This is a genomic window from Kitasatospora sp. NPDC127035 (assembly GCF_042726075.1).
Classification (GTDB): domain Bacteria; phylum Actinomycetota; class Actinomycetes; order Streptomycetales; family Streptomycetaceae; genus Kitasatospora.
Genome location: NZ_JBHXDN010000051.1, coordinates 16,488 through 25,382, shown reverse-complemented (window position 1 = coordinate 25,382; position 8,895 = coordinate 16,488). Strand labels below are relative to the sequence as shown.

The 8,895-nt window shown below is 74.3% G+C and carries 8 protein-coding genes; 2 read left to right on the top strand and 6 right to left on the bottom strand.

Annotated features, from left to right (window positions below):
* Window positions 1-237: 237 nt before the first annotated feature.
* Both ACFWIC_RS28890 and ACFWIC_RS28885 read right to left on the bottom strand, forming a co-directional pair.
* Window positions 238-1,899: a PH domain-containing protein gene (locus ACFWIC_RS28890; protein WP_380520365.1), complete on the bottom strand. Its 1,662-nt coding sequence runs from the start codon at window positions 1,897-1,899 to the stop codon at window positions 238-240.
* Window positions 1,896-2,396, bottom strand: coding sequence for a PH domain-containing protein (locus tag ACFWIC_RS28885; protein ID WP_329948479.1), 501 nt, complete (start codon window positions 2,394-2,396; stop codon window positions 1,896-1,898). Before ACFWIC_RS28885 ends, ACFWIC_RS28890 begins: the two co-directional genes overlap by 4 nt.
* A gap of 151 nt (window positions 2,397-2,547) precedes the next feature.
* Between ACFWIC_RS28885 and ACFWIC_RS28880 the strand changes: the two genes are divergently transcribed.
* Both ACFWIC_RS28880 and ACFWIC_RS28875 read left to right on the top strand, forming a co-directional pair.
* Window positions 2,548-3,372, top strand: a complete 825-nt coding sequence (locus ACFWIC_RS28880) for a carbon-nitrogen hydrolase family protein (protein ID WP_329948480.1) — start codon at window positions 2,548-2,550, stop codon at window positions 3,370-3,372.
* A 38-nt stretch (window positions 3,373-3,410) separates the two neighbouring features.
* Window positions 3,411-5,033 carry a flavin monoamine oxidase family protein gene (locus ACFWIC_RS28875; RefSeq protein WP_380520370.1) on the top strand — a complete coding sequence of 541 codons (1,623 nt, stop codon included), beginning with the start codon at window positions 3,411-3,413 and terminating at the stop codon, window positions 5,031-5,033.
* Between the two features lie 51 nt (window positions 5,034-5,084).
* Here the strand turns inward: ACFWIC_RS28875 and ACFWIC_RS28870 are convergent, their stop codons facing one another.
* The 4 genes from ACFWIC_RS28870 to ACFWIC_RS28855 are packed head-to-tail and all read right to left on the bottom strand — an operon-like array spanning window position 5,085 to window position 8,603.
* A complete protein-coding gene (locus tag ACFWIC_RS28870) occupies window positions 5,085-5,705 on the bottom strand; it encodes a response regulator (RefSeq protein ID WP_380520364.1) in 621 nt (206 codons plus the stop codon).
* Window positions 5,702-6,874 carry a sensor histidine kinase gene (locus ACFWIC_RS28865; protein ID WP_329948481.1) on the bottom strand — a complete coding sequence of 391 codons (1,173 nt, stop codon included), beginning with the start codon at window positions 6,872-6,874 and terminating at the stop codon, window positions 5,702-5,704. The genes ACFWIC_RS28870 and ACFWIC_RS28865 overlap by 4 nt, the downstream gene beginning before the upstream one ends.
* The gene (locus ACFWIC_RS28860) at window positions 6,871-7,761 is read right to left on the bottom strand and encodes an ABC transporter permease (RefSeq protein ID WP_380361880.1); all 891 of its coding nucleotides are present in this window, start codon (window positions 7,759-7,761) and stop codon (window positions 6,871-6,873) included. The genes ACFWIC_RS28865 and ACFWIC_RS28860 overlap by 4 nt, the downstream gene beginning before the upstream one ends.
* Entirely contained in the window at window positions 7,758-8,603 is an 846-nt protein-coding gene (locus tag ACFWIC_RS28855) for an ABC transporter ATP-binding protein (protein WP_380520363.1), read from the bottom strand. Before ACFWIC_RS28855 ends, ACFWIC_RS28860 begins: the two co-directional genes overlap by 4 nt.
* Window positions 8,604-8,895: the final 292 nt, after the last annotated feature.

Genomic DNA, 8,895 nt, shown 5'->3' with positions numbered 1-8,895 from the left:
CAAGCGCTCACCTTCGGCGAGAAGAACCGTGGATAGCCCACACCGTTCGGCGAGGCTAACCAGCCGGTTCCCGGGGCACAGCTCCTACCGCACCCCTAGGGAGCAGGGGGTCTGTCCCGGGGGTCGGGGGGCGCGGCCGGGTGCCGGCGGACGTGCGGGCCGGCGCGCGGGCGCGCCCGCCCGCCGGGTCGGTGCCCGGTGTCCCCGCGGCGGGAGGGCCCGGTGGCGGATCCGGGTTCAGGCGGAGGGGGACCGCTCGTCCGGGCGGGCCCGGAGCGCTCCGTGCCGCGTGTCCTCGGCGGCGGCATCACCGGCGGCGGAGGGGGCGGCATCACCGGTGGCGGCGGGGGCTGCGTCATCGGCTGCGTCGTCGGCGGCGGCGGGAGCCGGGATCCCGGGCCGACCGGGCGTTCCGTCAGGTGCCGCCTCGAGGAACTCGTCGAGGATTCCGGGCGTCGCCTCGCGGACCAGCGCGAGACCGTCGGCGAGGGCGACGTCGCGGATCCGGTAGCCGCCGCGGCCGGCGGCGACCACCGCGACCAGCGTGGCCAGGCCGGCCCTGCGCTGGGACGCCGACTGGTGGACGGCCCAGCCGAGGATTCCCGACCGGTCGAGCAGGACGGTGCGCCGGGCGTAGGTGCCGTAGCGGGTGACCACGTACCTGCCGTGCAGGCCGCAGCCGAGGCTGCGGTAGGCGTCGACGGCGGCGGCCAGCGCCGACGGCAGCAGCACGAGGGCCGAGATCCAGGCGATGTGGAGCAGCACGTCGGTCAGGAGCACGCCGAGGACCACCAGGGGCGTCTCGACGAGGGCGACCGCCGCCAGGGCCCAGGTGATCCGGCGGCGCAGCGCCGCCCGGGGTGCCGGGGCCAGCCGCAGGGCGGCCAGGAAGTCCGGGTCCTCGCCGAGGACGGCGGTGGCGACCCGGTCGGTCTCCTGCCGTGACGTCGGCGGGAGCAGCGCGCTCTTGGTGGCCGTCGACCGGTCGTCGGCGGTGCCGAGTCCGGTGGCGATCGCGTTGAGCCGGGCGCCGCGGGCGAGCCGCAGGGGTTGGGGCTCGGCGATCTGGATGCCGCGCAGCCGGCGGCGTTCCAGCCAGAGCGAGCGGGTGCTGAACAGGCCGCGGCGCAGCCGGAGGGTGCCGTCGTCGACCTCGTCGAGCCGGTAGTCCCACCAGGTCTCGACGAAGGTCACCAGGGAGGTGAGCGCGCCGAGCAGGAGGACGGCCAGGACCGGCACGGTGACGGCGGCCCAGAGCGGCAGGGCGGTGAGTCCGGTCCAGGCTGCGCGCAGGAAGCCGACGTCGGCGGGGTTGATCCGCAGCGAGTCGAGCAGGCGGGCGAATCCGCCGGCGACGAATCCGATCCAGGCGAGGCCCCAGACGGTCAGCGGCGCGTACCGGAGCCAGCTCAGGCGCAGGACGGCGAGGGTGGTGTCCGCGGTCGCCCCGTCGGGTGCGAGTCGGCGCCGGACGTGTTCGGCGGAGGTCCGGGACACGCCGTCGAGGGCGAGTTGCCGGTCGTCGGCGGCGACGTGCGTGCCGGTGCTGATCCGGACGGTGCGCAGTCCGAGCAGCCGGTGGAGCGGGCTCGCGGTGATGTCGACGCTGCGGATCCGGTCGCGGGGCACCGCGCGGTGCCGTCGGAAGAGCAGGCCGCTGCGCAGTTCGACGCGCTCGTCGGTGATCCGGTAGCGGGTGGTCAGGAGCCGGACGCCGAAGAGTGTCGCGATGACCAGGCAGGTGAGGCCGATGGAGCCCAGCGTGATGGCGGCGGCGAGGTCGAGGGTGCCGCCGGTGATCAGCAGGGTCAGCAGGGTGGAGCAGAGCGGCGGGACCAGCCAGGTGAGGCAGGTCGCCGGCATGCGCGGGTCCAGCCGCTGCCAGCGCTCTGCGGTCACTGGCCGTCTCCGGGCAGGGCCTGGGCGCGGGCGGCCAGGGTCTCGGCCAGGTCGGCGGCGACCTGGCGGTCCAGGCCCTGGATGCGGACCGGGCCGGCGGCCGACGCGGTGGTCACCACGAGGCCCGCCAGTCCGAACAGTCGCTGGACGGGCCCGCTGGCGGTGTCGACGGTCTGGATCCGGGCCAGCGGGGCGATCCGGGCCCGCTGCCAGAACCAGCCGGACACCGCGTAGACCGCGTCGTCGGTGGCTTCCCAGCGGTGGACGCGGTACCGCCAGGCGGGCATCACCAGCAGGTAGGCGAGTGCGGCGGCGGAGACGATCGCGAGGGCGAGTCCGAGCCAGGTGCGGGCGGGCGGGATCAGCGCGGTCAGCAGCGCCAGCACCAGGACGGGGGGCAGTGCGACGAGGGCGGCCTGGGCGCTCCACCAGCCCAGGGCGCGGCGTTCGAGCCGGTGTCGGGGGGGTCGGAGGCGCGGTACTTCGCGGCGGGACACCTCGTCACTCTAAAGGCCGATCCAATTCACGGACAACCTCCGCCGGGGGCACTGGGGTATCCGAGGCGATTAGGGGTTGTCGGCCGGGTCGGGCCCGGATATCAGTTCTCCGTCACCTCATCACGCCCTCGAATTTCGGGACGAACGAACGATGACTTCTTCGGAAACAGCGAAGGCGACGCGCGTCGCGTGCTGGCAACCCGCTTGGATCGGCGGGGAGTCGGGCCGTGACGACTTCCTGGAGCGGCTGGCCCGGGCCGCCGCGGCGGCGGCGGACGGCGGTGCGGAGCTGCTGGTCACGCCGGAGATGTCGGCGACCGGCTACCAGTTGGGCCTGGCCCGCACGGTGGAGCTGGCGGAGCCGGCCGACGGGGCGCTCGCCGACGGCGTGCGCGAGATCGCCGTGCGCAACCGTCTGGCGATCGTGTACGGCTGGCCCGAACTGGCCGACGGGGGCGTCTACAACAGCGTCCAGCTCGTCGGCTCCGACGGCGCGGTGGCGGCCCGGTACCGCAAGACCCACCTGTACGGCGAGTTCGACCGCTCGGTGTTCGCGCCCGGTGACCGGCTGGTGGTCCAGGCGAAGCTGGGCTCGCTCACGGTCGGTCTGCTGATCTGCTACGACGTGGAGTTCCCGGAGACCGTGCGGGCGCACGCACTGGCCGGCACCGAGTTGCTGGTCGTGCCGACGGCGCTGGTCCGCCCGTGGGAGTTCGTCCCCCGGACGCTGGTCGCGGCGCGGGCCTTCGAGAGCCAGCTCTTCGTGGCCTACGTCAACTGGTACGGCGCGGGGCCGCACGGCTACTGCGGGCTCGGCCGGGTGGTCGGCCCGGACGGGGTGCTCCGCGCCGAGGGGCCCGGGGACGCCGAGGCGCTGTTCGTCGCCGAGGTGGACCGCGCGGCGATCGACGCGAGCCGGCGGGCCACCCCGTACCTGCTGAACCGGCGGCCCGAACTGTACGGCGCTGCGCAGTGACCGCCTTCGCGGCGGACCTGTCGGCGCCGCCGGTCACCATGCTCGGCCCCGACTTCCCCTTCGCCCACGACCGGTGGGTGCGTCACGCCGACGGTCTGGGGTCGGTTCCGCCCGGGCGGCTGGGTACGCCGGTCGCGGTGGTCGGCGGCGGGATCTCCGGGTTGGTCGCCGCGTACGAGCTGATGCGTCTGGGTCTGCGTCCGGTGGTGTTCGAGGCGGGGGAGCTCGGCGGCCGGATGCGGACCGCGAGTTTCCCGGGGCATCCCGGGACGGTCGCGGAGCTGGGCGCGATGCGGTTCCCGGCCTCGGCCACGACGCTGTTCCACTACATCGGCCTGGTGGGGCTGGAGACCCGGCCGTTCCCGAACCCGATGGCCGCGGCGACGCCGCACACCGTCGTCGACGTGAACGGCGACCGGCACTTCGCCCGGGTGCCGGAGGACCTGCCGTCGGCGTACCAGGAGGTCTACGACGCCTGGACCAAGGTGCTGGAGGAGGGCGCCGACTTCAGCGCGATGGACTCGGCGATCCGCCGCCGGGACACGGCCATGATCAAGGCGATCTGGAACCGGCTGGTGCCGCTCCTGGACGACCAGTCCTTCTACGGCTTCCTGGCGTCCTCGTCGGCGTTCGCGTCGTTCCGGCACCGGGAGATCTTCGGTCAGGTCGGTTTCGGTTCCGGCGGCTGGGACACCGACTTCCCCAACTCGATGCTGGAGATCCTGCGGGTCGTCTACACCGGGGCCGACGAGGGTCACCGGGAGCTGACCGGCGGCGCCCAGCAGCTCCCCCTGCGGCTGTGGCGGCACGCGCCGGCCCGGTCGGCGTACTGGCCGGCCGGCACCTCGCTGGCGGATCTGCACCCCGACGGGCCGCGGCCCGCGGTCACCCGGCTCTCCCGGAGCGACGGGGGGATCGTGGTGGAGACGGCCGAGGGGGCCGCCGAGTTCGCGGCGGCCGTGCTGACTCCGCAGGTGCGGCTGCTGCTGTCCGGGATCGACACGGCCGAGGACCTGTTCCCGAACGACGTGTGGACCGCGGTCGAGCGCACCCACTACATGGGCGCCTCGAAGCTGTTCGCGCTGGTGGACCGGCCGTTCTGGCAGGACGTGGACGACCGGACGGGGCGTCCGGTGATGGGGATGACGCTCACCGACCGGGCGCCGCGGGGCGTCTACCTGTTCGACGACGGCCCGGACGCGCCGGGGGTGATGTGTCTGTCGTACACCTGGAACGACGACTCCTTGAAGACCGCCGCGCTGTCGGCCGGCGAGCGGTTGGACGTCATGCTCCGGCACCTGCGCAGGATCTATCCGGACGTGGACGTCCGCAGCCGGATCATCGCGCCGCCGGTCGCGGTGACGTGGGAGACCGAGCCGCACTTCATGGGCGCGTTCAAGAGCAACCTGCCCGGCCAGTACCGCTACCAGCGGCGCCTGTTCACGCACTTCGTGCAGGACGCGCTTCCCGCGCACCAGCGCGGGGTCTTCCTCGCCGGTGACGACGTGTCGTGGACCGGCGGGTTCGCCGAGGGGGCGGTGACCACCGCGCTCAACGCCGTCTGGGGCGTCCTGCACCACCTCGGCGGCCGGACGCCCGCCGGCAACCCGGGCCCGGGGGACGACTTCCCCGCGCTCGCGCCGATCGAGCTGCCCTCCTGAACGGGACGGTCCGCCGGTCGGAGGGCACCGGGCGGCGGTCCGCCGTCCCGTTCAGAGGATTCCGGCCTGCACCGCCGCCATGACGGCGGCGGTGCGGTCGGACACGCCCAGCTTGGTGAAGATCCGTACGACGTAGGTCTTCACGGTGGCCTCGGTGATGTGCAGGGCGCGCCCGACGGTGGCGTTGGTCAGCCCTTCGGCGACCAGGCGCAGGACTTCGGCCTCCCGGCGGGACAGCGTCTCCGTGCGGGGCTGGCGGACCCGGCCGAGGAGCGTGGCGGCGACCGCCGGGGAGAGCACGGTCTCGCCGCGCGCGGCGGCCCGGACGGCCTGGGCGAGTTCGGCCGGCGAGGTGTCCTTCAGCAGGTAGCCGACGGCCCCCGCCTCGACCGCGCGGAGGATGTCACCGTCGGTCCGGTAGGTCGTGAGGATCACCACGCGGGTCGCGGGGAGCTCGGCGAGGATGGCCTCGGTGGCGCCGACCCCGTCGCCGTCGGGCATCCGCAGGTCCATCAGGACGACGTCGGGCGTCAGTTCGCGGGCGGCGGCCAGGGCGGCGGAGCCGGACACCGCCTCGCCGACGATGGTCAGTTCGGGCTGGTCGTGGAGCATCGCGCGGATGCCGGCCCGGATCACCGGGTGGTCGTCGACCAGCAGGACGGTGATCGTCATGCGGGCACCCGGATCCGGAGGGAGGTGCCTTCGCCGGGCGCCGAGTCGACCTCCAGCTCGCCGCCGGCCTGGCGCAGCCGCCGCCGCATCAGCGGGAGGCCGTGGCCGGCCGTGGCGGTGTCGGCGGCGAACCCGCCGCCGTCGTCGTGCACCTCCAGCCGGACGCCGCCGGCGTCGGTGGCGAGGACGACCTCGACGCGGCCGGCCGCGGCGTGCTTGCGGACGTTGCTCAGTGCCTCCTGCGCGTGCCGGAGCAGGTCGACGTTGAGCGCGGTGTCCGCCGGATCGGGGGCGCCGTCCACCTGGAGGGTGGCGTCGATGCCGTGCACGTCCCGGAGGCGGTCGACCTCGCGGCGGAGCCCGTCGACGAGGGAGGCGGAGGTGGCCTCGGGCAGGGGGCGGGCGGTGATCAGCGCCCGGGCGTCGGCCAGGTTGTCGCGGCTGGTGGCCTCGGCGACCTCCAGGTAGTGGCGGGCCCGTGCGGGGTCGGCCTCCAGCGCCGAGCCGGCGGCCTGCAGCAGCATGATCGTGCTGGACAGGCCCTGGGCGAGGGTGTCGTGGACGACGTCGGCGACCTGCTCGCGTTCGGCGGCCCGTCCGGCTTCGTAGGACACCCGGCCGAGCTCGGCCCGGGCGGCCTCCAGTTCCCTGATCAGCACGGCCCGTTCGGTGCTCTGCCGGATGATCTGGCTCACCCAGACGCCGAGGACGACCGAGAGCGCCGCGACCGTCGTCCCGAGGACGGCCGGCAGCCCGCCGGAGCCGGGGAAGGTGTCCCCGGCCAGCGCGACCCCGAGCCAGACCAGGTTCATCGCCAGCACGGCGAGCGTGCCGGCGACCGGGCCGGTGGTCATGAACGCCGGCGCGCACAGCGCGAACAGGACGAGCGCGCTGCTGGTCGTCAGTCCGACCGCGGCGGCGAACACCAGGACCACGCCCAGCTGGTAGAGCAGGGCCTGCCGGGTGCCCCGGCCGGTGCGGATCAGCCGCCGGCCGAGCACCAGGTGCGCGGCGACCAGCAGGACCAGCAGCGCGGCGGCCCCGGCCCGCCGGGCGGGGCCGGGGCCGCCGGTGAGCAGGACGCCGCCCAGGCCGGCCGCGCTGACCAGGACGAAGTACGCGTCCCAGACCGGCTGCCAGCGCAGCCACTCGTCGGGGGCGCGACTCAACCGTCCTTCCTTCCCTGCCAGCGGAACGTGGTCAGGCACAGGATCAGACCTCCGAGGCACCAGGCCGCCAGCACCAGGGCGATGCGTCCGTGCTCCCAGGCGCCGGCCGGTTCCGCACCGGCCGCCGAGTCGGGGAGGAACACCGAGCGGAAGCCCTGTGCCATCCACTTGAGCGGGAACACGGCGCCGATGTGCTGCAACGCCGTCGGCAGCGTGGTCAGCGGCACGATGAAGATACCCGAGACGAACTGCAGGACGAGGAACGGCAGGTTGACGATGGGTGCCGCGCCGCGCACCGAGCGCGGAACGCTGCTCATCGCGGTGCCGAGCAGCGCGCAGCCGGTCACGCCCAGCAGGAAGACCCAGGCGAACGTCGCCCAGCGCGTGACGTCGGTGGGCAACGGCAGGTCGTAGAAGAGCACGCCGACGGCCAGGACGATCACCATCTCGGCCACGGCGGTCACCAGGACCAGCACGATCTTCCCGACGAAGTAGGCGATCGGCGGCATCGGTACGCCGCGCAGCCGCTTGAGCGTGCCGTCCTCGCGGTCGCTGGTGATGCTGACGGCGAGGTTGACGAAGCAGGTCGAGCCGATCCCGCCGGCGATCATGCCGGCGGCGAGCAGCTGGCTGGAGGGGATGCCGGAGGCACCGAGCTGCCGGTCGAAGATCGAGCCGAGCAGGGTCAGCAGCACGACCGGAAGTGCGAACGTGAAGATCACGGCGGTGCGTTCGCGGAAGAACTGGCGGAGCTCGACCCCGCCGCGGGCCAGGCAGAGGCCGAGGACCGACGGTTCCCGGGCGGTGCCCGGGGCCGGGCGCCCGGTGGACGCGGCGGGCGCGGTGGTCCCGGCGGGCGCGGCGGTTTCGGTGGACGCGGTGGTCATCGGGAGCCTCCGATCAGGTCGAGGTAGACGTCCTCCAGCGAAGGCCGGGTGACGACCAGTCCGGGGACCTCGCCGTCGAACCGGGCGGAGAGCTCCGCCACGGCGGCGGTGGGGCCGGCGGTGCGCAGCTGACGCGGCTCGCCGTTCTCGGACCAGCTCACGGTGGCCTCGGCCGACGCGCGCCCGCCGAGGTCGGCCGGGGTGTCGACGGCGAGGATCCGGCCGGCGGCGATGACGCCCACCCGGTGCGCGAGTGCCTCGGCCTCGTCCAGGTAGTGGGTGGTCAGCAGGATCGTGGTGCCGTCCTCCTCGGAGAGCCGGCGGATCAGCGACCAGAACTGGCGGCGCGCCTCCGGGTCGAATCCGGTCGTGGGCTCGTCGAGGAACAGCAGCCGGGGCCGGCCGACGACGCCGATCGCGACGTCGACCCGCCGCCGTTGCCCGCCGGAGAGCGTCCGCACCTTGCTCCCGGCCTTGCCGGTCAGGCCGACGAGTTCGATCACCTCGTTGACCGGGCGGGGGGCGGGGTAGTACCCGGCGAAGTGGCGCACGGTCTCCGTGACGGTCATGTCGGCCATGTCGGAGGCGTTCTGCAGCACCAGTCCGATGCCGTACCGCCAGCGCCGGGGCGCGCGTTCCGGGTCCTCGCCGAGCACCCGGACGCTGCCGGCGTCGCGCTTGCGGAACCCTTCGAGGATCTCGACGGTCGTCGTCTTGCCCGCTCCGTTGGGGCCCAGCAGCGCGAAGATCTCGCCGTCCCCGATGTCCAGGTCCACGCCGTCGACGGCGGGAGCCCCTTGATAGGCCTTGCGTAGGCCGCGTACCTGCACCGCTTCTGTCACCGTGCCAGCTTCGGCCGCCGGGCCGGTGGGCCGCGACGGCCGGTGGACCGACAGTTGTCCGTCGATCGGACGACACCGGTCGGCGGACGTCGTGCGCGGACCGTCCGGGCACCGACCGACCGGGGTCCGCTAGGGGTTGGGCCCGGTGGGCGCCGGGTCTAGCCTCCGAGCGTGGACACCCGTCGGCCGGTCGACCCCTCGTGGGTGCCCGGCGGAGCACCCCGACGCGGGTGCTCCGCCGGGCACCTCGCCGAGTCCGTGAGCCGGCGGGCGGGCGGGCCGCCCACCGGGC